Raw genomic sequence first — 25,096 nt, forward strand, 5'->3', positions numbered from 1 at the left:
GGGTCTTCGCTGGCGCAATCGCCGTCTGCAGAAGATCAAGCGGCTGCCGAGCCTCGTTCTAGTTAGCGAAGCCGGCGTGCGCCAAAGGCGCCCAAGGTCCGTCGCTCAATTCAGTCACTGCGCGAGAGGACTGGCAATCGGTGTCCAGCCGACCCAGGCAAGAGCGGGATCGAGCACCGGCTTAAGGTCGGCTTGATAGGACATCGGGTCGAGCGCTGAAGTCAGCCCCCACGGCTGCACGCCATGATGCCAATGACCGAAGAACGCGCCAAGCGTTTCGCCGCTGACTTTGCCGACCAGTTTGGACCTGAGCCAATGGCGACCAGCGTTTTCGTGTCCGGGCCAGCCCTTGCTGCGCAAGGAATGCAGAACCTGCTTGAGCGAGCGAGCCTGCATCTCACCACTGGAGGTCACCTGGAATAATGGTGCAGCCGGCGAGTTGAGCGAAGTGCGCAGCCAGGCTCTCGCTTCAGAAGGCAGATGGCGGTCCATAGCCAAGAGGTGGTCGTGATAGAGCGACAGCTGAGTTCGCGCGCATTCGCAGACCCAGACCAGACGAGCTGCCGCCGGATCGTCGCGGTACTTGTCGTGGACCTGGAGAAAACCTGTTCGTCGATCGATGGCTTCAAACGACGGCAGAACCCCACCCCTGCCTCGCAAACCTAGTCCAAACGCGACAAGAGCGACTGTGTAGGCGCTCATGCCCGCATGGGCCTCCCAAAATCTGTTGCCCCCAAATCTGAGGTTTCGTCCCAGCCGACGAGCGAGGGTGCGGACTGCCTCATCCTTTGGCGTGAAGGACTCGCCGACCCACAAGCCGGCAAGCTCGGACGGAAATTCGGCTGCGCTGGGCTGCCCCAGACGGCGAAGCGCCTGTCGATGGATGTTGGAGGCTCGGGGCATGGGCAGAGCGCCATAGTAGGTCATCGGTCTGGCCAGCGGGTGATGCCTTGCCGTGATCAGCGACGCAGCGGCGATATCTCCCCCAGCGTCCTGTGCGATGACTCGCATCAACCAGCGTTCGGCACTCTCAATCGTTCTGGCAGACCGGCGCACGCGGGGTTCGCCCGGCATACGGCGGTTGAGCAAGGCCAGCACGCGGGCCTGCAACGTCCCCGCATCGGTTTCGAAGAGGCGCTGCGCTCCGGCATGAGCGTAAATTTTCCGCGCTTTGAGGCAGTCCCGCAAAACAAGTTCTGTTTCGTCGGACACGGAAAGCCAGACGTTCTTGCTGGTCGGCACCATCATTTCGGCCATTTGAGGACCGATCTGGCGGGCCGGTCCGCCAGACGACAGCCACCAACTCCATCGCTTGTCGTGAAAGATGAGACCGGGTTCGGCCGCGCTAATGGCATATTCCGGCGCCAGAAACCGGAACGTTAGGCTAATGAGCTCGCCCATCCTGCGCCCGGTGGACAGCACGGAGAGCAGCATGAGGCACGCTTCAAGGGTCGCCTTGCTCGCCTGCTTCGCCCGGCTTTGGGCGATGGCGGTCCTAATGCGTGCCAGGTCGATCTCGCCGAGCTGTGTCCAGTGACCCGGTAGAAGCTGATTTTCGCGCGCGATCGCGTTCCGCCGCCCTGAAGGCTCCTTGGGGCTGGGTTCATGAGCCTGGACGGGGACAGGGGCATCACTCATGGGCTGTCCCGTTGCTCCAATGAAGTTACTGCCCCGTCAACTGACTGCTCGAACCGTGCAGAATTAACCACGTCTAGGCAGCGAAACCCGACCGACACGCGTGTGTGTCGCCGGAAGGCGCCGAGATGTCGTCCTGCATGAAGATGTCAGGGGCAGCCGTTCGGCTGAAGCATTTGGATGAAAGGGCCGCACGCGGCTTCAGCGACCGTGCCGGTCGGAGTGAAGCTGATGAGAAGACGAGTTGACGTCCCTGGACCCGCAGAGCGGGCAGTCCTTGCCGCCCGCGCAGTAGAGAGGCTGGCAGGTTGGACCTGTTGGCCGCGATGCGATGTCGTGCCCCCGTCGCTGCCCTGCCTCGGACTGGAAAGCTGCATCGATGCCCTGATCATCCCCGCGACAGTGGTCCCCGTGCAGACCATCAACCGGACGCTGCAGAAGGTCCGCTGCGACGCCCTTGTGGTTGTCGCTGCCGATGACCCTTGTTCCCCCATCATGGGTCACCTCGCACTCGTGCAATCAGGCGCCGTCGACTGGCATGGTCCCTGCCGTTTCTGGGCCTCCCCGCTCGGTGAGTTGTGGCTGGTCGGCGCTGCCGAGCTTGGGTCTGCGGGGATCGCAGCGCTCCTTGGCAGCACGCGTCTCGCGCTCAATGCTGAGCCCTGGAAGACTACTGCCGAGGCGACGCTGGGCCTAGACCTCGCGGCCAAGCTCCTCACTCGTCAGATGGAGGCCCTGCGGTGAGCCTTCGTCCCGACTGGATCAGTCCGTCCCAAACCATGAACATGATGTTCACCGACCCGCTCGGGTCGATGGACGGTTTCTCGTTTGGCCTCTTGCGGACGAGCATGCGCGGCCTCCGGAACAGTGTTGCCGGGTTCGCCTTCGCGAAGCTCAACCCGCGCCAGCCCAACGAAAACGAGCCCGCGACACGCGGCTTGTGGCCGTCGACGGCGGCCGACGCGGCGGTCGCCCTCGCGCCGGGCGTCGCCGACGTGTGGAGTGATCCGGCGTTGCTGTTTACGCGCTACGAGAACGAGCTCCTGCCGGGTCAAACGGGAGCACTGCTGGTGCTGACCCTGCGGTTTTCGCTCGACCATGCACGCCACGACATGTTCGACATGGGCTACGCATTCGCCCTTGAGCGTCTCGCTCGCGCACGCCGGCTGTCGACGATGGTGGTGCTTCACGTACCCGGCGAGGCCGTGTCGCGGTCGCTGCCGCACGTTCATCTCGTGGCGCTCGCCCGAACTCACTCGGCAAGCGGGTTCGGGGCTTACGACGAGGAAGTCTTCTGCGACTCCGGTCAGAAGCTGCTCTTTGGTGAGTGGCAGGACTTCTCGAGTCGGTGGGCTGCGACGTGCGGCATCGTGCGAGTTAGCGTGATTGCCAGAGCGCTTGGGATCTGGTTGACTTGCGGGATCCCGCGTCGCTTCGGATGCGGCGGTGTCGGCCCGAACCGACGCGAGAGCGCTGGTCGATCGCAAGCAGTCTGATGGGCGCTGGCTTGAGGTGGTCGGTGATGATCGGCACGTAACGCAGCAAGAACTGGAGTCGCTCGGGCAAGACCACGTCCATCCCCTCCGTCTTCTCGCGCTTCGAATAATGCTTGGCGTTGGTGCCCTGCCGCGCATGCCCCATCACATCCGCGCGCATGATTTCGTTGACACCGTCGACCTCGTAGAAAGAAGAGCCCAGCGAGCGGATAGAGTGGATGTCGGGGATCTTGCCGCCATTATTGGTGGGCAGCGGCATGCGGTCCGCAATCCATTCAACCATGAACCGCCAGCCGCGATCGTAGAACCAGGCGCCTCCGCGCTTTTCTTCGAAGAGGTAGAGCTCGGGGAAGAGGGCCCGATGGCCCTCCGCCTTGATCGCCTTCGCGTACTCGAGGAAGCCAAGCCGGATCATCTCCGGATGGATCGGCAGTGTCCGACGGCGGGCGGCGCGCTTCTCGCCAGCCATCTCGCCGTCGCGACCGCGCGTGAAGGTTATCGCGGACCTCGAAGTGAGGAACCGGATGGTCGATCACGATGTCAGCGACCTCGAGGCCGCACATCTCCTCGCGGCAGGTATGGTGGTAGTACCAGAGCAGCGGGGCGTAGTACGCGGCGTCGTGCCAGACTGTCGGTAGGGGCTCCCCCTCCTTGAGCCGGCGCTTCGCCCCGCCGCCACCGGTATAGATTGGAGACTCGAACAGGCACTTGAGGTGCGCGGTCGTCCAAGGCGGTCGCAGAACCGTGCTGTCGCTCTCCTTGATCGCGATCGTAGCCTCGGCAAAGTCGATGACCTTCGCGCCGGGCAGGCGCGGCTTCCACGCAGTCTGGGCGAGGTGCTTGGCGACCGTGCTCATGGTGCTGAGGTCACGGTTGATCGTCTTGTTGTTGCGCTGCTGGTCTCTGGCGAGCGGCGGGAGCTCGGCCAGGACGTCACTGAAGGGCCGCGACATCGCTCCCGTCGCGGGCGTGCCGTAGCGGAACGTCGTGGGTAGGCGCTTCAGCCCATTCTTGAAAGCAGCGACGTCGCGATGGTCGTACGAGCCGAGTTCGCGGTTGCCCGTGATCCAGGCGAATGCCTGCATGATTCGGCGCTGCTGCTTGAGCTCACCTTTCCACGTGCCCTCGGACTTCAGCTCGGCGATCACGTCCTCGATCACGTCGCCGAAGCGGCGGGCGTCATAGATGAGGAACTGACCGCTCGTTACCTGCGCAGGAGGGACCGGCATGATCGAAGGGGGCGACGTTCCATGGAGAAGCTTTGCAGCCTCGTCCGAGGGCTCGGCCAGATCCCCCATAAGTGCGCGGACCGGATCAGGTGCGTCCATGATCTCATCGTCAAACAGCCGCTGAACTAGATTGCAGGCCACTGCGCGTGCACGGATCAGGTTCGTCCTAGCCGCAGCGACACTTCCGGGATGGACGGGAGCGCCGATAGCGACGAGCCTCTGCTCCACTGACTTATCAGGGATCATATCGCGGGCGAAGCTGAGCAACTCTTCGGCATGCCGGTCTGGCAGCCTCAGCAGGCGAAAGACTTCTCGATCAAGGGCAGCGACCTCGAGGGCCGAGGAGGACCAATCCCCGTCTTCAAAGGCTCGCTGGACATGTCCGCGGAGTTCGCACTCCAGCTCGTCCCTGAACAGGGCTTCAATCTCGGCCCTAGTGAGGGGGCCACCAGCTTCGATCATCTTGTTTACGCTCGACTTCACAACCGCAAATCGAGCCGAGAGAAGAGCCGCGCGCTCGCGCGCCACGCTTGGATCGGCCGTCTGCAGCGCCAGCGCTATCGGCTTGGAGATAATATTTCGGAAATGGACGCGGCGGCGAAAGACATACCGGCCGTTGCGACGGTGGACATGGGGGATGCGGCACACGGGTTCTGAACCTTCCCGCATGTGTCACCTTGATGTGTACCGGTCGTGTGACCGGCACCGTCAGGGGACACATGCTAAAAGGCGGAAATCCGTCGCTTTCGCGATAAAATGGTCGGGGAGAGAGGATTCGAACCTCCGGCCCCTGCCTCCCGAAGACAGTGCTCTACCAGGCTGAGCTACTCCCCGACCGGAACCCGCTGAACCAGCGGGAGCCAAGGCGGGGCGTCCTTTAGGCGGGCGGGCGGCGGAGCGCAACCTCTTGTCGGTGAATGGGCTGGAATGTCGCCGCAGCCCGCCCATATGCCGGAGCCGACCCGCAGCAAGGCGACATGCGCATGAATATTCTGATGGTGCTGACCAGCCACGAGCAGCTTGGCGATACCGGCAAGAAGACCGGCTTCTGGCTGGAGGAGTTCGCCGCGCCTTATTACGTGCTGAAGGAGGCGGGGCACCGGATCACGCTGGCCTCGCCCGCGGGCGGCCAGCCGCCGCTCGATCCCAAGAGCGACGAGCCCGACGCGCAGACGGACGCAACGCGGCGGTTCCAGGCGGACGAGGAAGCCGTTGCCGCACTGGGCGACACGGAGCGGCTGGCAGACGTGGATCCCTCGCGGATCGACGCGGTGTTCTTCCCCGGCGGGCACGGACCGATGTGGGATCTGGCCGAGGACCGGGACGTCAAGCGGATCATCGAGGCGCTGGCCTCCGCGGGCAAGCCGGTGGCGGCGGTCTGCCATGGGCCGGCGGTCTTTCGGCGGACGCTCGGGTCCGATGGGCGGTCGCTGGTGAGCGGCAAGCGGGTGACCGGATTCACCAATGCCGAAGAGGAAACGGTGGGGCTCACGGAGGTGGTGCCGTTCCTGCTGGAAGACATGCTGCGCGAGCAGGGCGCGGATTTCTCGCGGGCGGACGCGTTCACGCCGCACGTAGTCCGAGACGGGCTGCTGATCACCGGTCAGAACCCGGCATCGAGCGAGCCGGCCGCCGAAGCCCTGCTGGAAGCGCTGGTGGAGGAGACCGAGCCGGCGGCTTAGGGTCCAGACCCTAGTCGCGCGAGGCGCGGATGAGGTCGTCGACCCTCACCATTTTCTCGCGCGGGTTGCCGGCCCGGGCCGCGGCGACCTCGGCCGCCTCGATCTTCTGCCAGTCCTGGAACTGGATGGGCTCGCAGCCGCGGCTGGCGAGGAGGCGGTCGAGGCCGGCAGGTCCGGCGCGCTCGCTCGCCTCGCCGTCGGGCGGAAACAGCGCGGCGACCTGCTCGGCGACTTCATAGCCGTCGGGCCGGTTGGTGCCGATTGTGCCGGTCGGACCCCGGCGGGCCCAGCCGACCCCGTAGAGGCGTTCGCCGATGCGCCCGCCCTGGTTGGAAAAGCGGCCCAGGTTGGGGTCATAGGGAACGCCCGGGATGGGCGGCGTGATGTAGCCGATGCAGCTGACCACGAGGCCGGCAGGGATGGTGTAGGTCTCGCCCGTGCCATGGGCGCTGCCATCGGGGCGAAGCCGGGTGCGTTCCACCACCACCCGCTCCGCCCGGCCGTTGCCTTCGATGGCGAGCGGCTTGGCAAAGAAATCGAACACGATGCGCTTCGGCTTGGACCCGTCGGGACCCGCGGCGGCGAAGTCGCGCAGGTGCTGCACGGACTTGCGCTGGCCCGGGTCGAGGGACGAGTCGGTGTCGGGCGGCGGGAGGTCGGCGGCATCGACCTCGGGGGTGGCGGCTTCGAGGTGGCCCAGCTCGCCGAGTTCCTTGGGGGTCATGGCGATCTGGTGCGGCCCGCGGCGGCCGATCACGGTGATGGTGCGGATGGCGCTGTTCGCCAGCGCTTCGAGCGCATGGGCGACGATGTCCGAGCCCGTGAACTCCGCCGGGGTCTTCGACAGGATGCGGGCGACGTCGAGCGCGACGTTGCCGTTGCCGATCACCGCGGCATGCTCGACATCCAGCGGCGGGTTCAAGTCGGCGAAGTCCGGGTGGCCGTTGTACCAACCGACAAAGGCCGCGGAGCCGATCACGCCCGGCAGGTCGTCGCCCTCGATCTCCAGCCGCCGGTCGTGCGGGGCGCCCGTCGCGAGGATCACGGCGTCGTAATAGTGGAGCAGCTCCTCGATCGACACGTCGCCGCCGAGGTGGACGTTGCCGAGAAAGCGGACTCCGGGGCTGAGCGCCACTTTCTCGTAGCGCTTGGCAACAGCCTTGATCGACTGGTGGTCGGGCGCGACACCGAAGCGGATCAGGCCGTACGGGACGGGCAGGCGGTCGAGAATGTCGATGGATGCGCGTTCGCCATAGGTCTTCGACAGGGCTTCGGCCGTATAGAAGCCGGCCGGACCCGAGCCGATCACCGCGAAATGGTGCATGCTGCCCCCCGATGTTCGACAAGGAGGGTAGTGGGTTCTCGGCGAGGCGCAATCCCGGCGAGCTTACGTCAAGCGAAGCGTTGTTCTCCACCCTTCGACAGGCTCAGAGTGAGCGCAGCTTGATCGACAAGCTCTCTCGAGCTCAGGACAGACAGGGCGGGCACACTCGGGAGGCGCTCACGCTGAGCTTGTCGAAGCGTCGTTCTCGACCCTTCGACAGGCTCAGGGTGAGCGCAGCCCAAGCGCTCAGCTCCTTGTATGGTCTTCCAGCAGCAGCTCCCCGCCCTTGCTGCGGAGCATGGCTTCGATCGGCCTGGCGAACATGCCGAGAAGGCCCGGGAGGAGAATGTGGCAGCGCACGTGCCGCTCTTCCACTTCGATGCGGGCGTCGACGCTCTGGCCCATGGCGCCGACGCCGAGGTTGAGCTGGCTGCCCTGCCAGTTGGAGGTGACCTGGGCGCCGCCCGGAATGAAGCCCTGGAGCTTGTGGATGTTGGCCGCGATGCGCCGCTGGGCCTCCTCGCGGCCAAGATTGTGCGGGAGGTCGACCTGGATGGGTTGCGCTTGCATAACGCCGAGGTGCGCCCTGGTTGGTGTCTTTTCAAGCATTCGGACGTTATACTGCCGTCATGAGCATGCTGGCCGCCCTCCTGCTGGTCGCCGCGGATGCGTCCTCTTCGCCAGTGATGGCGAGGACGCAGCCGCTGCAGCCGGCCGCATGGTGGAACCCTGCGGCGGAGTATGTGACGGCCGGCCAGGACGAGCCTGGCTACCGGGCCTGGATCGCGCGGCAGCCGTGGCGCGCGGGCAGCGTGTCCGCTTTCCACCGCTATCTGGACAGCGCGGGCGTGGCTTATGTCGTGCCCACCTGGCAGCTGCTGCGGACGGCCAGCGACTGGCAGCGCTGCGGCGCGGAGCCGTTCGACGTTCCTCCAGCCAGCGAGTGGGCAAACGTGGTCCAGACGCTGCGCTACGTGCGCGACTATGTGGTCCCGGCGGTGGGGCCGGTGGAACCGGTGTCCGCCTATCGCAACCCGCTGCTGAACCGGTGCGCGGGCGGCGCGGCGAACAGCGTCCACCAGCACCTGTCGGCCATCGACATGGTGCCGCTGACCCCGACCAACCGCGATGCGCTGATGGACCGGCTGTGCCCGATCCACGCGGCGGAAGGGCGCCGCTATTCGGTGGGCCTCGGCTTCTACGCCAAGCTGCGCTTCCATGTGGACAGTTCCAAGTTCCGTACGTGGGGGCGGAAGGACGAAGGCTCGCTGGCCTGCGCGCGGTCCTACGAACTGGCCCATCAGGGGAATGCGGCGCCGTCCGTCGCGACGGGCACGGCAGCAGCCCCGGTGTCCGTGTCCGTCTCCGCTTCAGCGGCTGCCGCGCAGGACCCCCTCGCCCCGCTCAAATAATGGCTGCACCCCCTTGTGTTGCTCGATTGCAACACTAGCTTGAGGGCACGAGAGGGGAACAGGACTTCATGGATTTCGAGAAACTGACCGATCGCGCCAAGGGCTTTCTGCAGGCGGCGCAGACCATTGCCGTGCGCGAGCATCATCAGCGGATCGCGCCGGCCCATCTGCTCAAGGCGCTGCTCGACGACGAGCAGGGCATGGCCGCGGGCCTGATCAACGCGGCGGGCGGGGACGGCAAGGCGGCCCAACGTGAGACGGACGCGCTGGTGGCAAAGATTCCGGCGGTGACGGGTTCGGGTGCGGCCAGTGCGCCGGCGCTGGACGGTGACACGATCCGCATCCTCGACCAGGCCGAGCAGGTCGCGAAGAAGAGCGGTGACAGCTACGTCACCGTCGAACGCATCCTGCTGGCAATGGCGCTGGCCAAGGGCACGGACGTGGGCAACGCGCTGCAGCGTGCCGGCCTAACGCCGCAGAACCTCAACGCTGCGATCGACAAGCTGCGCGGCGGACGGACGGCGGATACGCAGGGCGCCGAGGATCGCTACGACGCGCTGAAGAAATTCGCGCGCGACCTTACGGAAGCGGCCCGCGCGGGCAAGCTGGACCCGGTCATTGGCCGCGACGAGGAGATCCGCCGCACCGTTCAGGTGCTGGCCCGCCGGACCAAGAACAACCCGGTGCTGATCGGGGAGCCGGGCGTCGGCAAGACGGCGATCGCGGAAGGGCTTGCCCTGCGCATCGCCAACGGTGACGTGCCGGACGGGATCAAGGACAAGAAGCTGCTGAGCCTCGACATGGGCTCGCTGATCGCCGGCGCGAAGTACCGCGGGGAGTTCGAGGAGCGGCTGAAGGGCGTGCTCGACGAGGTCAAGCAGGCCGAGGGCGACATCATCCTGTTCATCGACGAGATGCACACCCTCGTCGGTGCAGGGAAGAGCGAGGGCGCGATGGACGCGTCCAACCTCCTGAAGCCCGCGCTGGCCCGTGGCGAGCTGCACTGCATCGGCGCGACCACGCTCGACGAATATCGCAAGCATGTTGAAAAGGATGCGGCGCTGGAGCGGCGTTTCCAGCCGGTGTTCGTGGGCGAGCCAACGGTGGAGGACACCATCTCGATCCTCCGCGGGCTGAAGGAGAAGTACGAGCTCCACCACGGCGTGCGGATCACGGACGCGGCGATCGTCGCGGCGGCGACGCTGTCCAACCGTTACATTTCCGACCGCTTCCTGCCGGACAAGGCGATCGACCTGATGGACGAGGCGGCGTCGCGAATCCGCATGGAGGTCGAGTCCAAGCCCGAGGAGATCGAGAACCTCGACCGCCGGATCATCCAGCTCAAGATCGAGCGCGAGGCGCTGAAGAAGGAGACGGATGCGGCATCCAAGGAGCGGCTGACCAAGCTGGAAGCGGAGCTTGCCAACCTGGAACAGCAGGCGAGCGAGCTGACGACGCGCTGGCAGGCGGAAAAGGAGCAGATCGCCACTACGACCAAGCTGCAGGAGCAGATCGACCAGGCTCGACTGGAGCTGGAACAGGCGCAGCGCTCGGGCGACCTCGCCAAGGCGGGCGAGCTCCAGTACGGGCGCCTGCCGCAGCTTGAGAAGCAGCTGGAGGAGGCGCGCGCCGCGACCCAGCATGCCATGCTTCGCGAGGAGGTTACCGACCAGGATATCGCGGGCGTGGTCAGCCGCTGGACCGGCGTTCCGGTCGAGCGGATGCTGGAGGGCGAGCGAGCCAAGCTGCTCGGCATGGAGCAGGCGATCGGCGCACGGGTCATCGGGCAGGAGGATGCGGTGAAGGCCGTGTCCGCCGCGGTGCGCCGGGCACGTGCGGGGCTGCAGGATCCGAACCGGCCGCTGGGCTCCTTCCTGTTCCTCGGGCCGACGGGCGTCGGTAAGACCGAGCTGACGAAGGCGCTGGCTGAGTTCCTGTTCGACGACCCCACGGCCATGGTCCGGATCGACATGTCGGAGTTCATGGAGAAGCATGCGGTCGCGAGGCTGATCGGCGCTCCTCCGGGCTATGTCGGCTATGAGGAAGGCGGCGTGCTGACCGAGGCGGTGCGGCGCCGCCCTTATCAGGTCGTGCTGTTCGACGAGGTCGAGAAAGCGCACGCGGACGTGTTCAATGTGCTCCTGCAGGTGCTCGACGACGGGCGGCTGACGGACGGCCAGGGGCGCACGGTGGACTTCACCAACACCCTGATCATCCTCACGTCCAACCTGGGGTCGCAGTATCTTGCATCACTCGGCGAGAACGAACCCGCCGAGAAGGTCGAGAGCCAGGTGATGGAGGTGGTTCGAGGGCACTTCCGGCCGGAATTCCTCAACCGCCTGGACGAGATCATCCTCTTCCACCGGCTGAGCGCGAGCCACATGGGGCCGATCGTGGACATCCAGGTGAAGCGTCTCGGCAAGCTGCTGGAAGACCGGAAGATCAGGCTCGATCTGACCGACGCGGCGCGGGCGTGGCTGGGGCGGGTCGGCTACGATCCGGTCTATGGCGCGCGGCCGCTCAAGCGGGCGGTGCAGAAGTATCTGCAGGACCCACTGGCGGATCGCATCCTCTCAGGCGAGGTCCGGGACGGTCAGACCGTCCGGGTGGACGAAGGCGACGGTGGGCTGGTGATCCAGCCCGCCTGAGGTCGTCCTGAATTCAGCAGGCGGGGGCGCCGGTGTGGGTGTTGATCGTCGCGCAGGGGCCGTTCGGACTCATCTGCGCGCGGTCGATCGCCTCCTTGTCGAGGCGGCGGCGCTGCTCCCACTCGGCGCGGGTTCCGCAGACCCGTTTCACCGCAAGCCGGCTGCCGGTATGGACGATGTCCTCGCACACCTTTTCGTTGGGGTCCTTGGCCTTCGGGGCCTTTTGCGCCGGAGTTGCCGGGGCAGTGCCGGAGAGGGCGAAGCTGGCGGCGGACAGGAGCATGAGGAGCTGCTTCATCGGGAATCCCTTTCGGCTGGGCCCTGGGTTCGCCGAGGCGTTATCGCTCAAGATGAGGCGTCGCCGAAACGGTTTTCGACCGACGGGCGAACGTCAGGGCTTGTCGGACCAGTAGCGGAGCAGGTTGGACTGGACGAGCTGCAGGCGGGAGAAGTTCTCCGGCTGCATGGTGAGGCCCTCCAGCGCCGCGACTTCGTTCAGGTCGAACAGCAAGTTGCGGCGGAAGGGATCGGGGATGCGGCTCTGGATGAAGGCGATCGCGACCAGCCGCTCGCCGCTGGTGACCCGCTCGACCTCGTGGAAGGTATCGGACGGGTAGATGATCGCCTCCCCAGGCTGAAGCTTGAAGCGGATGCTGGCATCGCCCAAGCGGATGTGCAGCGCGCCGCCTTCGTAGCTGCCCGGATCGTTGAGGAAGACGGTGCAGCTCAAGTCGCTGCGCACGACCGCGTTGCCGAGGTTCAGGAAGGCCGCATCGGCATGGGCGCCGTAGTACATGCCCGGCTGGTACTTGGTGAGCAGCGGCGGCGTGATCTTCTGGGGAAAGGCGAACTCGCGGAATTCCTCGCTGCGGCCGAACGCCTGAAGGATCAGCTGCGCCGAAGCCTGCCCCGCGTTCGGCTCGTGCAACTGCTGATTGTTCTTGGCCTTGTTGTGCGGGTTCGAGATCCGGCCGTCGACGAAGTGGCTCGCGGCGGCGATGCGCCGGCACTCCGCGACTTCCGCCTCGGTGAGCAGCGGCAGGATGCGGTACATTCGGGCGTCTTCCTTCGCTCGGCGTGGCAGGACATCTGCGCGCCGGCCCCGGACTGTGCAGGACGGGGTCGGGAGGTCAATGGGCTAGTCCAGGCGGAAGCGCTCAGGCGCGGCGATCATTCACCCTTGGTCCCGCGCATCGTCTGCGCGCGCTCAATCTCCTGCTGGTCAGCGCGGCGCCGCTCAGCCCACTGCGCGCGGGTCATGCAGACCTTCTTGGTCGCGAGCCGGCTGCCGATCACTTCCGTCTTCTCGCAGACGACCTCATCCATGTTGCGCGCCTTGGGAGCTTTCGCCGCGGGCGCCTCGGCCGACTGAGCGGAAGCGGGCAAGATCCCGGTCAGGGTCATGGCGGCGGCGATGGTTGCTGCTGCAAGCTTGCTGTTCATTGCGACGCCCTCAAACTGCGATCGGCCATCACGCCAACCTGAGTGCCCGAGTGAATCCGCGCCGCCCGTTTGCGAGCAAGCCGGATTCGACGAACGACACCCGTCAGCGGGGCGGAGCGATATCGAACGCCGTTGTCAGGCGCTCCCCCGCTGCGAAGGGGATGGTGCCGTGCCACATCATGGAGGGGAACAGGACCAGCCGGCCAACCTTCGGCTCGACCGTCCGGAATGGCTCGAGTCCGCTGCCGAGCGAGTCCTGTGGTTGACCGAGGGTCAGCCAGCCCTCCGAACCGTCGAGCCGCGCGGGGAGGTCGACGTAAAGGGCGGAGCTGATCCACCCCTGCGGATGGACGTGCTGGCTGTGGAAGCCCTGCCCGGTCAGGCACACCGACCAGCTTCCCGCAAAGCGGATCGGGCGGTCGCGAGCGTGCAGAAGCATGGGGTGGGTGGGATCGGGCGGCGGCAGCTTCGCGCGGTACTCCTCCACGGCGGTGACGATCGCCGCGCGCAGCTGGCGGATCGAAGGCTCGATGCGGGAGAAAAGGGGTCCGTCGGTCTGCGTGCCTCCGCGCACGGACTGATCGAGGAAGCGCCCTGAGCGCGCATGAATGCGGCGCAGGTCGGCAGCCACTGCGCCGAAGTCCACGGTGCCGCTGAGTTCGAGCACCTGGACCATGCCGTCCTGCCCCTCGAGCCACTCCCAGCGCGGGTCGCCCGACTGGCGCCACGCGATAGCGGCATAGGACCAGAACAGGTGGGCGTCGTCGCCGTGCAGCCACCTGTCCGCAAGCTGGCCGAGCGCCCCCAGGTTGCCGACGCGGACCAGATGTCGGGCGAGGAGCACCGCATGGTGGACGTGGCGTGGCTCACCAAGCCGGGCGAAGGCAGGGCCCGCCTGATCGTCGCGGCGGCTGTCCGAGAGGGCAGCCGCGCGAGCAAGGGCGAAGCGGGATTCGTCGCGGGTCGCGGCGATCGCCTGGTCGGCGAGCTGCCATGCCTCGTCGAAGCGCTCGGCCCGGTTTAGGATCTGGAGCGCGGCATCCCACAGGCTCGGGTCGGTGGGAGCCCGGGCAAGCGCGGGCTGGATCGTCGCCATCGCGTCCGCCGCTCGCCCGCACATCGCCGCGAGCTGCGCGTAGTGGACGTGTCCCGCCGCCCATTGAGGGCTGCCCGCGAGGAGGCCGGACAGCCGGTCGAGGGCAAGCGCCCCCTCCCCCATCGCATAGTGCGCGGCGCACCAGCCGAGCCAGACCTCACCGGAAGGAGAGAGACGCAGCGCCGCTTCGAACAGCCCGCGTGCATCCACGCCCGCTTCCAGAGCGGCCCGGGCGCGACCATGCGCGATCAGGGGGTCGGCCGGGGCAAGGTCCGCGGCCGTGGCGAAGGCGGCCATGGCCTCGGTGAGTTGACCGAGGGAGCGGTGGAGGAGGCCGGTCCACTGCCACAGACGCGCGCTTCGCAGCCGTTCCGCGGCGGGCTGGACGAGAGCCAGCGCGGCCTCCTCCTCGGCCTCGGCCAGCGCGGCTCGGGCGAGGTCCTCCAGCGCGTCAGGCGTGTTGGTGCCGGTCCTTGCCGCGGCGAGGGCGGCGCGAAAGCTCACAGCCCACCCGGGCCCTGACCATCCGCCGCCATCAGGGCCGTCACAGCCTCGCGCTCCGCGGCCGTCAGCTCGGGCGCCCACACATCGAAGATGAAGACCACGCGCAGCTGGTCGGTCGGGTTCAGCGCTTCATGTTCGATCGTGTCGTCGAACACGAAGGCTTGCCCGCGCTGCCAGTAGCGCGTCTCGGCTCCTACCCGGAACCAGCAGCCTTCGGGGACGATCAGTGGCAGGTGGCACACGAGGCGCGTGTTGCTGACCCCGACGTGCGGGGGGATGGCGGTGTTCGGCGCAAGGAGCGAGAACATCGCGTTTGGCGAGGCGCCGGGCACCTGCGGCTGCGGCAGGCCGGACAACAGCGCCATCGAGCGGGGGCAATGTTCGACATTGGCGCTGACCGGGCGGCCGCGGTCGAGCAGGTGGATGGCCGTCCAATTGCGATTGCGGTTGAGCGGCTTCCACTGATCCATCGGCAGGTGGTCGTCATACTGAATGTAGGGCACCAGCTCGGCGCGCTCCGACATCATGACCGCCTTGAGTTCCTCCGCGATCACGTCGGTCGCGGCTTCGAGCCGGTCGAGCCAGGGGAAGAGGGATCGGGGGTGGAACTCGCGCTCCGGCAGCGCAGGGAAGTGATAGTGAGTCGGCTCGCTATGGTAGGGCCGCGTCTTGCGCAGGACGTTGCTGCGGAAGCGAGCGATGCGGTCGCGCTCGTCCGGCGTGGCGCTCTGCTCGACCGCTGTCATGGAGGCTGCAAGCCGCATTTCACGTTCCGACAGCCACGCGGCATGACGCTCCCGCGCCTCGGCCAGCACGGGCGCGAACTGCGGCGGAAGCTCTCCGGCCGGCTGCTGGGCCAAGGCGTGCCCCCAGGCTTCGCCCGCCTGCGGGTCGTCGAGGCGCTGGAGAAGACTTGCACGCAGGAGCAATGCGGCGAAGTCGCGCGGGGTGAAGGCCAGGGCGCGGTCGACCGCGACCAGGGCTGCCCGGGGCCGGCCGGCGGCGCGTTCCACAGCAGCGAGCCGCAGCCACACCGCCTCGGAGCCGCCTCCCTCCCCGGCCCGCTTGAGCAGTTCACGGGCGCCGGCCAGATCCCCTGCGCCTGCGGCCCGGTCTGCCTGGTCGATGAGGGAGCGTTCGGCGGGCTGCATCAGACCGAATAGCCGAACTTGTCGATCCAGGGCTGGAGCACCGGGAGCACCGGCTCGAGATGGGTGCGGTACTTTTCCCAGCGGCCGGATGCGCGCTTGTAGAGCGGCTCCGTCACCTGGGCGTAGCTGGCGGTCTTGATCCGGCCGCGATCCCTGGCGGTCGCCTGGTGGTCGAGGACGCGATCGCTCCAGTCGAGACCGAGGAAGGCGGACAGGGCGCGGAGCTCCTGCTCGGGATCGGTGACTACCGCCTCGTAGCGAACCTGGTGGAGCGGGAGCCCGAGCAGTTCCTGCGCGCGCTCGAGGTTGCGGAAGGTGAGATCGTAGAGCTCGGCCGCGGTCGCCACGTCGAGGAAGCTCGCCATGCCGTCGTTCAGCCGGAAGTTGGTGATGACGCAGCTCAGCACCACGTCGCACGGGTGCCGCAGTGCCAGGATGATGCGCGCGTCCGGGAACAGGCGAGCGATCCACGGCAGCATGTTGGACGCGAGCGGGTTCTTGTCGATCAGCAGGCTGCCCGGCGCGAGCGGCGCCAGCGTGGCGGCGCGCGCGAAGTAGGCGTCGCGGGCGGCCTGGATCTGCGCATCGGCGAGGTCCGGGAGGGCGGTCACGTCCGGCAGGAGCTGCTGCGCGTCGCGGAGGGCCGGTTCCTCTTCCAGCACCTCGAGCCCCGGATGGCCCATCAGCATGGTGTCGAGCAGGGTCGTGCCCGAGCGCGGGAAGCCGAGCAGGAAAGCGGGCGAGGAGCGGACGTCGGTCGGCTGGAACGGCCTCCACCGAGCCTGCCACGCGGGGGTGAGGCTGGCGGTCTGTGCCCGAACCTGCGCGCGGTAGGAGGCGCCCCGGCTGACCGGATCGGAAGGGTCGGCGATGGCGAGCGCGTTCATTCGGCCAAAGGCGCCGAACGCCTCGTCGTAACGCCCGGCCCCGTCGAGCAGCTGGCCGAGCAGGTGGGTCCGACGCGGGGTCTCGAGCTCGTCCGGAACCTGTTCCAGCGCGACGAGGCCCTGATCGAACCGCTTGGCCCGGCGGTGGTCCATGGCCCGGATGAAGTTCAGCGCGTCGGCTCGGACGGCCTTGGCTTCCGCTTCCCGGGCGAGGGCGGCCAGTTCCTCGGTCCGGTTGGTGAGCTCGAACACGGATGCGAGGCCGAGATTGCCGACCGGGTGAGCCGGATCGAGCGCGATGGCGCGGCGATACTCCCGCTCAGCCGCGGGATAATCGAGCAGGCGGACGTGATGGCTGGCGAGCCCCACGAGAAGATCGATGTTGGAGCGGTCGCGCGCAACCGCCTCACGAATGGGCCCCAGCGCATCCTCGTCGCGGCCCTGGTCGCGGCGGAGCGCGTGCAGTTGCAGAAGCGCGGTGGTGTCGTCCGGAAACTCGTCTGCAAGCGCTTGGAGCAGCTGTTCGGCCTCGGCTCCCTCACCCGTTTCGGCGAGAGCTTGAGCGAGATTCAGGCGAACGGCGGCGGAGCCGGGCGCAATCTGCGCGGCCTGGCGAAGTGCGGCGACGCTGCCGGGGAAGTCGCCGGCGCAGCGGCGCGCATTGCCGAGGTTGTTCCACGCTTCCCAGTCGTCCGGCTCGGCCGCCAGGATGGTGTCGTAGGCCTGAACGGCGATGTCGAACCGCTCGGCAAGTTGGGCACAGAATGCTCGGAGCCGTAGCAGACGGAGCGAAGGATCAGCAGCGGCCGCGGCTTGTGTGGCGACGTCGAGGGCGGCCGCATAGTCCTTGTTCTCGGTCAGCGCGGTCGCGAGATTGGTGCGGATGAGCAGGTCGTCAGGTCGCTCGTCGAGCGCATGGCGCAGGTGACCGATCCCGGCGGCAAGGTCGCCCGAGCGGGACCAGAGCATTCCGAGCATGGCATGAAGGGCGGCGCCGTCGTTGCCGGCCGCAAGGGCGCGTTCGCCGATAGCGCAGGCCTCGGCCAGCTGCCCGCGCCCGGCGGCGCTCATCGCCTGGCGGATTGCTGCGACCGTGTCCGGATCGAGTTGAGCAGGCTGGTTCATCTGTTCTGGTGTGTAGCGCGTTGCCGTCCGCTTGCCAGTGGGCTTCGCGTCCCGGCGCGAAGGCCAAGAAAAAGGGGCGGCGGACATGATCCGCCACCCCCTCTTCAGCGCATTCGTCGAGACTTAGAACTCGAGCGTCACGCCTGCGTAGACGTAGCGGCCCAGCGAGTCCCAGGTGCCCGGGTAGGTGTTGCCGTTGCACGGACCGGCCGGGCAAAGGTTGGAGCCCTCGAGCCCACCGTTGCCGGAGGTAACCAGCGGCGGATCGTTGTCGAGGATGTTGTTCACACCAATCCGGAAGTTGTAGTTGTCGCCGATCGCGACCGTTCCGGCGAGATCGAAGTAGTGCTGCGCCTTGATCCGTAGACCCGGATCAAAGACCGTCGCGCCACCCAGCGTCTCGTTGTCTTCCAGCGTTTCAGCCTTGACCTTGCCGACCATGCGCCACTGCAGCGACACGCCAATACCGTTGGCCATCTGCAGCGAGGTCCGGAGCTTATGACGCCACCTCGGCATCGGGGCCGAGCTTGCAACGGTGGCACCGCTGCAGGTCGGGCCGTACAGGCCGGCGCAATCATATTCTTCCGTCAGCCCGTTATCGACCTTGTAGCGCTTCAGGTAGGTTCCGATGAAGCTGGCTGACAGGTTGCCGAGGCCACCCAGGCGATGGCTGTACGACGTGTTGATGTCGAAGCCGTCGGTGGTGATCTCACCATTGTTGTTCGGCAGGTTGTTGATGAACCCGTCCGAGCTGAGCCAGAGCGAGCCAGCCGCATTGCGGTTGATCAGCGCGCAAGCCGGCGATTCAAACGTCGCGGTGGACTGATTGACGCACGCCGTGATGATCGAGTCCGAACCGTAGCCCTGGATCGCGTTCTTCAGGTTGATGTTCCAGTAGTCGACCGTGAAGGCGAAGCGCGGCAGGAAGCTGGGCTGCAGCACCACACCCACCGTCTTCGTGGTCGCCTTCTCTGGGTTCAGGTCGGGATCGCCGCCGAGCAGGCCGTTGTACTGGCCAGCAGGGTTGGAGGGCGTACCGCTACCCACGGCCAGACCGGAGTAGATGCACCCGTAATCCGTCGCGGTGATGATGCGATCGGCGCACGGATCCTTGGTTCCGTCCAGACCGACGAACTGCGGAGCGAACAGTTCCTGGATGTTCGGAGCACGAACAGCCCGGTTGTACGAACCGCGGAACCGCACGTCGCGGATCGGGGCAAACTCGAGCGAGAGCTTGTACGTATCGGTGTCGTACTTGCGGCCGCTGCTGAGCTTGTACCACGACTTACGATAGCCGGCGCCCAGGCTCAGATCCTGGACGAAGCCATTCTGCACGATCGGCAACTGCGCTTCGGCGAAGACCTCGTTCACCGAGAACGAGCCGTTGACCGGCAGCGTCGGGGCTCCCTGGCCCGTCAGGTCGCCCGTCTGGAACAGCTGGTCCGGATTCAGCTCCAGCCGCTCCTTGCGGAACTCGTAACCGACGTTCACGCCAAGGCCGTCCTCCGCCCATGGAGTGCGGAAGCCGGACTCGCCGAGCTGGCCAGTGAAGTTGATGTTAGCCACCTGCTCGGACGTCTCGCCGGTGATGACACCGAAGACATTGAGGTAGTTGATCGACGCCGCCGAAGGACCGTCAGGACCGAAGACGTCGTAGGGGACGCAGTTCGGGTCGGTTCCGGCCAGCGCCGAGCGGCAAACCGGGTTGCCGGTGACCGGGTCGGCGACCACGTCGAGAGCGCGGACCAGACGCGAGGCCGAGAACTCGTTCTTGTAGACCTGCGTATAGTTCGTCTTGCCGTACTGATAATACGCATCATACGACCAGGCGTTGCTGAGGTCCCCACGGGTTCCCAGCACACCACGGAAGCTGGTGTGCTTCAGGTCGCTGATGCGCGCACCACCCTCGGTGTTGCGGCGGCCCAGCTGGAACAACGCGCGCTGGTAGCTGAGGCCGGTGGTCGGATCGATGAAGTTGATCGGAGCACCGCCCGGTCCCGGCGTGCCATCGTTGCCGGTATTGTACGGCGCACCCGCGGCCAACGGGAAGTTGCCGATGAAGCCGTTGATGAGGTTGGCCGGGTTACAGATGACATCCAGCTGCTGCTGGCTGAGCAGAGGGTTGTCGCAGTTGATCGTGTTCGTGTTGAAGAAGTCGCCCGACGGCGCGATCTGCGCCAGCGTGCGGTCATCCATGAACATGAACTCGAGGTACGGCTTGATCGCGCTGTTGACCTCATAGTCCGCGAAGACGCCACCGATGTAGCGCTCGTCCGGACGCTGGAAGTAGTTCAGCGGAGCGAAGTTATAGAGGTTCGCGCCATTGCCGACCGTGATCGTTCCCGGCCCGAGCGCCGCCGTCGTGGACGACGGAGCACCGAAGGTCGTGAAGATGAAGGCGTTGCCCGGGTTCGCGGTGGCCGAGCCGCCGCAACGGGGGCTGCCGCTGCCGGTGTTCTGGATGACGCAAGCGCTGAAGTCACGGCGCGACTGCAGGATCGGGTTGACCTTGCGGTAACCGAAGTACGCAACCGCGTGACCACGGTTGTCGTCGAACTTGGTGCCGATCGTGATGGTGCCGTCGAAGGTGCCGCCATCAGTGACCATTCCGCCCGGAGCCGAGTAGCCGCGGCCCGCCAGGATGTCCTTGACGTACTGGGGATCACCCGGCGTCTGCCCGGCGCAGCTGAGCTGGCTTGCCGACACGCCAACGCAGTCGGCGACAAACGGGTTGCCGTTCTTGTGGTTGTAGAAGCTGTACTGGCCGTCGAACCGGACACCGGTGAAGTTGGTGTCCATGATGAAGTTGACGACGCCGGCGACCGCGTCGGCACCGTACACCGACGATGCACCGCCGGTCAGCACCTCGACGCGCTTCACCAGCGAGGACGGGATGAAGTTCAAGTCGGCGGCCTGGGTGGTGCTGTTCGGGTCACCCGGGACGAGCCGGCGGCCGTTCACCAGCGCGAGGCTGCGCTTGGAACCGAGATAGCGAAGGTCGACTTCGGCCGTGCCGGTGGCGCCGTTCGCCAGGCCCGAGCTCTGCGAAGCGCCGACGGACGGCAGCGAGTTCAGGAGGTCCTCTACGCGGGTCACGCCCTGGAGCTTGATGTCCTGGCTGGACACGACGGTCACCGGAGCGGCCGACTCAAGGTTCGGCTGCGGAATGCGGGTGCCGGTAACAACGATGTCCTGGGTTTCCTGGACCGCCTCGCCCGTGGACGAAGTGTTCGAAACCGGCTGCGCCTCGACCGGACCCGTAGGCTGAGTCGTGTCGGCGGCGGTGTCCGTCTGCGCATCCTGCGCAAGGGCGGGCGTAGCGAGCATGCCGGCACTGACCAAAAGGGTCGTGGCGAGCAGCCGCTGGCGGAAATCAGTCATGCGTTCTTCCCCTAAAGTAGCCGCGTGTCCCCTGAAGACGCACGGCAGCTTCGCACAGCAATGTCACATTGCCGAACCAGCCCACGTCTAATTTAGAGGGAGAGACACTGGCAACGCATGCGCAACGACCTGCTGACGATAGCAGTCACTCTGTTTCAGATTTGCAACAGTGTGAACTTGCCCGCCGGTTCCGCGGAAAGCTAGAAAGGTCATGAGCATAGGGGGTTTCAAGATGCGTGATCGGGTGCTTTTCCTTGCCGCCGCGTTCACCATGGCAGGCGCCGCCGCTCCGGTGCACGCCGCGAGCTCCGCGCCGCCTGCAGCAACGGCAGGGCAGGCTGTCCCGGCGCAGATGCAGCGCTTGCTTGCGTGCCGTGACATCGACCAACCCACCGAGCGCCTCGCCTGTTTCGACCGCGAGATCGGGACCACCGCGGAGGCCGTCCAGCGCCAGGACCTGGTGGTGGTGGACCGGGACGAGGTCCGGCGGACCAAGCGGACGCTGTTCGGACTGTCCCTTCCCAAATTCCCGCTGCTTGGCGGAGATGGCGAAGAGGTCAGCCAGATCGATGGCGTGATCGACGGCGTCGGACGCAACCGGGACGGCGGTTACGTTTTCCTGCTCCAGGACGGCAGCCGCTGGTCGCAGACCGACAGCCGGCCGATCGCGCTGGAGCCGGAGCGCGGGGACAAGGTGGTGGTGAAGCGCGCCGCGCTGGGCAGCTTCATGCTGAGCGTCGGCAAGCAACCGGGGGTCCGGGTCCAGCGCGTCAATTAAGGCGCGTTCGAACCTGGCAATCGCTAGCGCCGGGCCCGCTCCTCCGCCTGGAGACTCGCGTCGGCGTCGATATAGGCCTCCTGACGCGCTACGCTCCAGTAGCGCAGTACGTCGAGCGGGATCTTAGCGCCCGTGACTGCGCAGCGGACGTGGTCGCCGTCCGACAGCAGGCGGAAGGTTCCTGCCATATAGTGCACGCGCGCCTCGCGGCCGCTTCCGTGCATGAGCATGCGTCTAGTCCTCGCTGTCGAACAGGCCGGGTTGGGGAGCGACATAGGGTCGCGAGGGCTTGCGCTCAACCTTCGGTGGTGGCTGCGGGCTGGCGCCGGCGGTCGCTTCCACGAGACCGTCGCCGAAGTGCAGCGAGAGATCGCGGGCGGCGCGGGCGTCGGCGGCGTGAGTGAGGGTGCGGCCGGAGCGGTCGGTGACGCGGACGAAGCCGCGGGACAGCGGGCGTTCGGGGTGCACCAGCTCGGCCATCTTCCAGGCAGCGGCGAGCTTGTCGGACAGGCGGTGGACTTTGTGCTGGATGAGTTCGGGCCGGAGCCGCGATGCCACCAGGTTCATGTCGGCGCGGGCGTGGCCGGTGCGGGCGGCGAGTGCGCGCGGTAGCCGCTCGCCGACCTCGTCGAGTCGCTGGCCGCGAGTGGCGAGCAGGGTTTCGCTGCTAGGCCAGCGACAGGTCGTCAGCGCCAGCCGCTCGCGCGCCAATTCCGCGCGGCGGGTGAGGCAACGGCGCTTGCGGGCCATGAGCTCGTCCAGTTGCGCCATCAGCTCCGCCCGGACCGGCACCGCCAGTTCGGCGGCGGCGGTGGGCGTCGGCGCGCGCAGGTCGGAAGCATGATCGATGAGGGTCGTGTCGGTCTCGTGCCCGACGGCGCTGATCAGCGGGATGGGCGACTCGGCGGCAGCGCGGACCACCTCTTCCTCGTTGAAGGCCCACAGGTCCTCGATCGAGCCGCCGCCGCGGGCGACGATCAGCAGGTCCGGGCGCGGCTCGAAGTTCGCGAAGCCGCGAATGGCGGCGGCGATGCGGGCCGACGCGCCCTCCCCTTGGACCGGCACCGGCCACACGATGACATGGGTCGGGCAGCGGTCCTCGAGTCGGTGGAGGATGTCGCGGATGACGGCTCCGGTCGGGGAAGTGACGACTCCGATGATGCGGGGGAGGAACGGGAGCCGGCGCTTGCGACCCGCGTCGAACAGGCCCTCGGCCGCGAGCGCGCGGCGGCGCTTGTCGAGCAGCGCCATGAGCGCGCCCTCGCCGGCCAGCTCCATCCGGTCGATGACGATCTGGTACTTGGAGCGGCCGGGATAGGTGGTGAGCTTGCCGGTGGCGATGACTTCGGCCCCGTCCTCCGGGCGGAAGGCCAGCGTCGACGCGCCGGTGCGCCAGATCACCGCGTCAAGGCAGGCGTTCTCGTCCTTGAGGCTGAAGTAGCAGTGGCCGGACGAGTGGCGCTTCCAGCCGCTGATCTCGCCGCGCACCCGGACGCGGCCGAACGCGGTCTCTACCGTGCGCTTGAGCGCGCCCGCGAGTTCGCTCACCGTCTGCGGCGGCGAATTGTCGCCCGCGCGCGGCTCGGCTAGGAGGCCTGCACTGCTTTCGGGGAGGTCCATGAACATCCTGCTGTTGGGGTCGGGCGGGCGCGAGGATGCGCTGGCATGGCGGCTCAGGCAATCGCCGAGCTGCGATAGCCTGCTGGCCGCGCCGGGCAACCCCGGGATCGCGCGTTGGGCCGAGTGCGTGGCGATCGATCCGACGAGCCCGGAGGCGGTGGTTGCGCTGGCGCAGGAGCGTGGGGTCGACCTGGTGGTGGTCGGGCCAGAGGCGCCGCTGGTCGCCGGTGTCGCCGACGCCTGCCGGGCAGCGAGGATTGCGGTGTTCGGCCCGAATGCGGCGCCGGCACAGCTGGAGGGCTCCAAGGGCTTCACCAAGGATCTGTGCGCCGAGCATGGCATTCCGACCGCCGATTACGTTCGCGTGGAAACGGCTTCGGACGCGCTGGCCGCGCTGCACCGCTTCACCATCCCGGTCGTGATCAAGGCGGACGGTCTGGCGGCCGGCAAGGGCGTCACCGTCGCCCTGACCCGGGACGAGGCGGAGCGGGCGATCCAGGCGGCCGGCGACGGACCCATGGTGATCGAGGAGTTCCTCGAAGGCGAGGAGGCCAGCCTGTTCGCGCTGGTCGACGGCGAGGTGGCGGTGCCGCTCGCCTCCGCCCAGGACCACAAGAGGGTTGGCGAAGGCGACACCGGTCCCAACACCGGCGGCATGGGCGCCTACAGCCCTGCCCCTGTGCTGACGCCGGAGCTGGAGCGGCGCGCGATGGAGGAGATCGTGCTGCCGACGGCCCGGGCGATGGCCTCGCGTGGAACGCCGTTCAGCGGAGTGCTCTATGCTGGTCTGATGCTGACGGCGGAAGGGCCGAAGCTCATCGAATATAATGTCCGCTTCGGCGATCCCGAGTGCGAGGCAATCATGCCACGCATCGAAGGGGACTTTGCCGAGCTGCTGATGGCCGTGGCGAGCGGCCGGCTTGGCGCCACCGAGCCACCGGTGCTGTCGGACGAAACCACCATGACGGTGATCATCGCCGCAGAAGGTTATCCGGGCACTCCCAAGAAGGGTGGCCTCATCGACGAGATCGAACCAGCGGAACAGGTGGAAGGCGTAACAGTGTTCCATGCCGGGACCGCGCGCCATGCGTCGGGTGCCCTGCTGTCCGTCGGCGGACGCGTGCTCGCCGTGACTGCCAAGGCCCCCAATCTTGCCCGCGCTCGGGCTCGGGCGTACCGAGCCGTGGACGCCATCCGTTTTGCCGACGGCTTCCACCGCCGCGACATCGGCTGGCGAGAGCTGGAGCGGTCCGCAGGAGAGCTTGCCAAATGAAGTCGTCGCACCTGCTGCTGCTCGGCGTGGTTGCGACGCTGGGCGTGGCGGAGATCTACCACGGACCGCTGGGCGCATCGGACCGGCTGGAGCAGCGCGTCGAACGCGCGGTCCGGGCCGAACTCGAGCGCAACGAGATGGGCCAGATCAAAGCGGAACTGCGGGAGAAGCCGCTCAGCCGAACCGTCATCCTGTCAGGCCCCGCCGACGATTTCCAGCGCAGTGAGCTCGTGCGCGTTTTGGGTCAGGTGCCCGGGGTCGCGCGCGTCGAATGGGACCCGAACAGCCTCCCGGTGGAGCATTTTCCGCGATGATCCCGTTGTTCATCGAAGCAGCGCTGCTGGGCCTTGCGGGGTTCGGCTTCGGACTGCTGATCGCTTACATCGCCGAGCTGCATCGCCGGCGCCAGTCG

General features: G+C 67.0%; 21 protein-coding genes, 1 tRNA gene and 1 pseudogene. 8 read left to right on the forward strand and 15 right to left on the reverse strand.

What is annotated here, in order from left to right:
- Positions 1-114: 114 nt before the first annotated feature.
- A complete protein-coding gene (locus tag JT720_RS04065; RefSeq protein ID WP_205479537.1) occupies positions 115-1,638 on the reverse strand; it encodes a hypothetical protein in 1,524 nt (507 codons plus the stop codon).
- Positions 1,639-1,971: 333 nt separating this feature from the next.
- Here JT720_RS04065 and JT720_RS04070 point away from each other — a divergent pair, with 333 nt between their 5' ends.
- Together JT720_RS04070 and JT720_RS04075 are read left to right on the forward strand one after the other, a co-directional pair.
- On the forward strand, positions 1,972-2,379 hold the full coding sequence (locus JT720_RS04070) for a hypothetical protein (RefSeq protein WP_205479538.1): 408 nt from the start codon (positions 1,972-1,974) through the stop codon (positions 2,377-2,379).
- On the forward strand, positions 2,376-3,131 hold the full coding sequence (locus JT720_RS04075) for a hypothetical protein (RefSeq protein WP_205479540.1): 756 nt from the start codon (positions 2,376-2,378) through the stop codon (positions 3,129-3,131). Before JT720_RS04070 ends, JT720_RS04075 begins: the two co-directional genes overlap by 4 nt.
- 275 nt (positions 3,132-3,406) lie before the next feature.
- On the opposite strand, the gene JT720_RS04080 is transcribed toward JT720_RS04075, so the two are convergent.
- The 3 genes and pseudogenes from JT720_RS04080 to JT720_RS04090 all read right to left on the reverse strand — a co-directional run bounded on the left by JT720_RS04080 (position 3,407) and on the right by JT720_RS04090 (position 5,194).
- Positions 3,407-4,360 carry a hypothetical protein gene (locus JT720_RS04080; RefSeq protein ID WP_205479542.1) on the reverse strand — a complete coding sequence of 318 codons (954 nt, stop codon included), beginning with the start codon at positions 4,358-4,360 and terminating at the stop codon, positions 3,407-3,409.
- Between the two features lie 546 nt (positions 4,361-4,906).
- Positions 4,907-5,029: pseudogene (locus JT720_RS14220) on the reverse strand (hypothetical protein); the annotation flags it as partial.
- Positions 5,030-5,117: 88 nt separating this feature from the next.
- Positions 5,118-5,194: transfer RNA gene (locus JT720_RS04090), tRNA-Pro, on the reverse strand.
- Between the two features lie 149 nt (positions 5,195-5,343).
- Between JT720_RS04090 and JT720_RS04095 the strand changes: the two genes are divergently transcribed.
- The gene (locus JT720_RS04095; protein ID WP_205479546.1) at positions 5,344-6,042 is read left to right on the forward strand and encodes a type 1 glutamine amidotransferase domain-containing protein; all 699 of its coding nucleotides are present in this window, start codon (positions 5,344-5,346) and stop codon (positions 6,040-6,042) included.
- Positions 6,043-6,052: 10 nt separating this feature from the next.
- Here JT720_RS04095 and JT720_RS04100 read toward each other — a convergent pair whose 3' ends face one another.
- Positions 6,053-7,366 (reverse strand): FAD-dependent oxidoreductase, encoded by a 1,314-nt coding sequence (locus tag JT720_RS04100; RefSeq protein ID WP_205479547.1) that lies wholly within the window; start codon positions 7,364-7,366, stop codon positions 6,053-6,055.
- 246 nt (positions 7,367-7,612) lie between these two features.
- A complete protein-coding gene (locus JT720_RS04105; RefSeq protein ID WP_205479548.1) occupies positions 7,613-7,936 on the reverse strand; it encodes a polyhydroxyalkanoic acid system family protein in 324 nt (107 codons plus the stop codon).
- A 23-nt stretch (positions 7,937-7,959) separates the two neighbouring features.
- On the opposite strand from JT720_RS04105, the gene JT720_RS04110 reads away from it, so the two are divergent.
- A complete protein-coding gene (locus JT720_RS04110; RefSeq protein WP_205479549.1) occupies positions 7,960-8,778 on the forward strand; it encodes a D-Ala-D-Ala carboxypeptidase family metallohydrolase in 819 nt (272 codons plus the stop codon).
- Positions 8,779-8,846: 68 nt separating this feature from the next.
- Complete coding sequence (gene clpB, locus JT720_RS04115; RefSeq protein ID WP_205479550.1) at positions 8,847-11,426, forward strand: ATP-dependent chaperone ClpB; 2,580 nt, start codon at positions 8,847-8,849, stop codon at positions 11,424-11,426.
- Between the two features lie 13 nt (positions 11,427-11,439).
- On the opposite strand, the gene JT720_RS04120 is transcribed toward clpB, so the two are convergent.
- The 7 genes from JT720_RS04120 to JT720_RS04150 all read right to left on the reverse strand — a co-directional run bounded on the left by JT720_RS04120 (position 11,440) and on the right by JT720_RS04150 (position 21,013).
- Positions 11,440-11,724, reverse strand: a complete 285-nt coding sequence (locus JT720_RS04120; protein ID WP_205479551.1) for a hypothetical protein — start codon at positions 11,722-11,724, stop codon at positions 11,440-11,442.
- A 93-nt stretch (positions 11,725-11,817) separates the two neighbouring features.
- Positions 11,818-12,480, reverse strand: a complete 663-nt coding sequence (locus JT720_RS04125; RefSeq protein WP_205479552.1) for a Fe2+-dependent dioxygenase — start codon at positions 12,478-12,480, stop codon at positions 11,818-11,820.
- 116 nt (positions 12,481-12,596) lie between these two features.
- Positions 12,597-12,869 carry a hypothetical protein gene (locus JT720_RS04130; protein ID WP_237219635.1) on the reverse strand — a complete coding sequence of 91 codons (273 nt, stop codon included), beginning with the start codon at positions 12,867-12,869 and terminating at the stop codon, positions 12,597-12,599.
- 103 nt (positions 12,870-12,972) lie between these two features.
- On the reverse strand, positions 12,973-14,469 hold the full coding sequence (locus tag JT720_RS14110) for a putative 2OG-Fe(II) oxygenase (protein WP_205479554.1): 1,497 nt from the start codon (positions 14,467-14,469) through the stop codon (positions 12,973-12,975).
- On the reverse strand, positions 14,466-15,620 hold the full coding sequence (locus tag JT720_RS04140) for an aspartyl/asparaginyl beta-hydroxylase domain-containing protein (protein ID WP_237219636.1): 1,155 nt from the start codon (positions 15,618-15,620) through the stop codon (positions 14,466-14,468). Before JT720_RS04140 ends, JT720_RS14110 begins: the two co-directional genes overlap by 4 nt.
- Positions 15,620-17,632, reverse strand: a complete 2,013-nt coding sequence (locus JT720_RS04145; RefSeq protein WP_205479555.1) for a tetratricopeptide repeat-containing sulfotransferase family protein — start codon at positions 17,630-17,632, stop codon at positions 15,620-15,622. The genes JT720_RS04140 and JT720_RS04145 overlap by 1 nt, the downstream gene beginning before the upstream one ends.
- 123 nt (positions 17,633-17,755) lie before the next feature.
- Positions 17,756-21,013 carry a TonB-dependent receptor domain-containing protein gene (locus tag JT720_RS04150; RefSeq protein WP_237219637.1) on the reverse strand — a complete coding sequence of 1,086 codons (3,258 nt, stop codon included), beginning with the start codon at positions 21,011-21,013 and terminating at the stop codon, positions 17,756-17,758.
- Positions 21,014-21,224: 211 nt separating this feature from the next.
- Here JT720_RS04150 and JT720_RS04155 point away from each other — a divergent pair, with 211 nt between their 5' ends.
- Positions 21,225-21,791: a hypothetical protein gene (locus tag JT720_RS04155; protein ID WP_205479556.1), complete on the forward strand. Its 567-nt coding sequence runs from the start codon at positions 21,225-21,227 to the stop codon at positions 21,789-21,791.
- Between the two features lie 23 nt (positions 21,792-21,814).
- Here the strand turns inward: JT720_RS04155 and JT720_RS04160 are convergent, their stop codons facing one another.
- Together JT720_RS04160 and xseA are read right to left on the reverse strand one after the other, a co-directional pair.
- Positions 21,815-22,021, reverse strand: a complete 207-nt coding sequence (locus JT720_RS04160) for a DUF2093 domain-containing protein (protein WP_205479557.1) — start codon at positions 22,019-22,021, stop codon at positions 21,815-21,817.
- A gap of 4 nt (positions 22,022-22,025) precedes the next feature.
- On the reverse strand, positions 22,026-23,417 hold the full coding sequence (xseA, locus tag JT720_RS04165; protein WP_419555383.1) for an exodeoxyribonuclease VII large subunit: 1,392 nt from the start codon (positions 23,415-23,417) through the stop codon (positions 22,026-22,028).
- Between xseA and purD the strand changes: the two genes are divergently transcribed.
- Both purD and JT720_RS04175 read left to right on the forward strand, forming a co-directional pair.
- On the forward strand, positions 23,410-24,684 hold the full coding sequence (gene purD, locus JT720_RS04170; protein ID WP_205479559.1) for a phosphoribosylamine--glycine ligase: 1,275 nt from the start codon (positions 23,410-23,412) through the stop codon (positions 24,682-24,684). The genes xseA and purD overlap by 8 nt on opposite strands.
- Entirely contained in the window at positions 24,681-24,998 is a 318-nt protein-coding gene (locus JT720_RS04175) for a hypothetical protein (protein ID WP_205479560.1), read from the forward strand. The genes purD and JT720_RS04175 overlap by 4 nt, the downstream gene beginning before the upstream one ends.
- Positions 24,999-25,096: the final 98 nt, after the last annotated feature.

It is taken from the genome of Sphingomonas arenae (assembly GCF_016924655.1).
Taxonomy (GTDB): Bacteria; Pseudomonadota; Alphaproteobacteria; order Sphingomonadales; family Sphingomonadaceae; genus Sphingomicrobium; species Sphingomicrobium arenae.

Excerpts from the sequence above, each read along its gene's own strand:
- JT720_RS04155 (WP_205479556.1), top strand. The coding sequence starts at position 21,225 with ATGAGCATAGGGGGTTTCAAGATGCGTGATCGGGTGCTTTTCCTTGCC.
- JT720_RS04105 (WP_205479548.1), bottom strand. The coding sequence starts at position 7,936 with ATGCAAGCGCAACCCATCCAGGTCGACCTCCCGCACAATCTTGGCCGC.
- JT720_RS04065 (WP_205479537.1), bottom strand. The coding sequence starts at position 1,638 with ATGAGTGATGCCCCTGTCCCCGTCCAGGCTCATGAACCCAGCCCCAAG.
- JT720_RS04140 (WP_237219636.1), bottom strand. The coding sequence starts at position 15,620 with ATGCAGCCCGCCGAACGCTCCCTCATCGACCAGGCAGACCGGGCCGCA.
- JT720_RS04160 (WP_205479557.1), bottom strand. The coding sequence starts at position 22,021 with ATGCTCATGCACGGAAGCGGCCGCGAGGCGCGCGTGCACTATATGGCA.
- JT720_RS04100 (WP_205479547.1), bottom strand. The coding sequence starts at position 7,366 with ATGCACCATTTCGCGGTGATCGGCTCGGGTCCGGCCGGCTTCTATACG.
- JT720_RS04145 (WP_205479555.1), bottom strand. The coding sequence starts at position 17,632 with ATGAACCAGCCTGCTCAACTCGATCCGGACACGGTCGCAGCAATCCGC.
- JT720_RS04150 (WP_237219637.1), bottom strand. The coding sequence starts at position 21,013 with ATGACTGATTTCCGCCAGCGGCTGCTCGCCACGACCCTTTTGGTCAGT.
- xseA (WP_419555383.1), bottom strand. The coding sequence starts at position 23,417 with ATGTTCATGGACCTCCCCGAAAGCAGTGCAGGCCTCCTAGCCGAGCCG.
- JT720_RS04125 (WP_205479552.1), bottom strand. The coding sequence starts at position 12,480 with ATGTACCGCATCCTGCCGCTGCTCACCGAGGCGGAAGTCGCGGAGTGC.
- JT720_RS04130 (WP_237219635.1), bottom strand. The coding sequence starts at position 12,869 with ATGAACAGCAAGCTTGCAGCAGCAACCATCGCCGCCGCCATGACCCTG.
- clpB (WP_205479550.1), top strand. The coding sequence starts at position 8,847 with ATGGATTTCGAGAAACTGACCGATCGCGCCAAGGGCTTTCTGCAGGCG.
- JT720_RS04095 (WP_205479546.1), top strand. The coding sequence starts at position 5,344 with ATGAATATTCTGATGGTGCTGACCAGCCACGAGCAGCTTGGCGATACC.
- purD (WP_205479559.1), top strand. The coding sequence starts at position 23,410 with ATGAACATCCTGCTGTTGGGGTCGGGCGGGCGCGAGGATGCGCTGGCA.
- JT720_RS04120 (WP_205479551.1), bottom strand. The coding sequence starts at position 11,724 with ATGAAGCAGCTCCTCATGCTCCTGTCCGCCGCCAGCTTCGCCCTCTCC.
- JT720_RS04080 (WP_205479542.1), bottom strand. The coding sequence starts at position 4,360 with ATGCCGGTCCCTCCTGCGCAGGTAACGAGCGGTCAGTTCCTCATCTAT.
- JT720_RS04175 (WP_205479560.1), top strand. The coding sequence starts at position 24,681 with ATGAAGTCGTCGCACCTGCTGCTGCTCGGCGTGGTTGCGACGCTGGGC.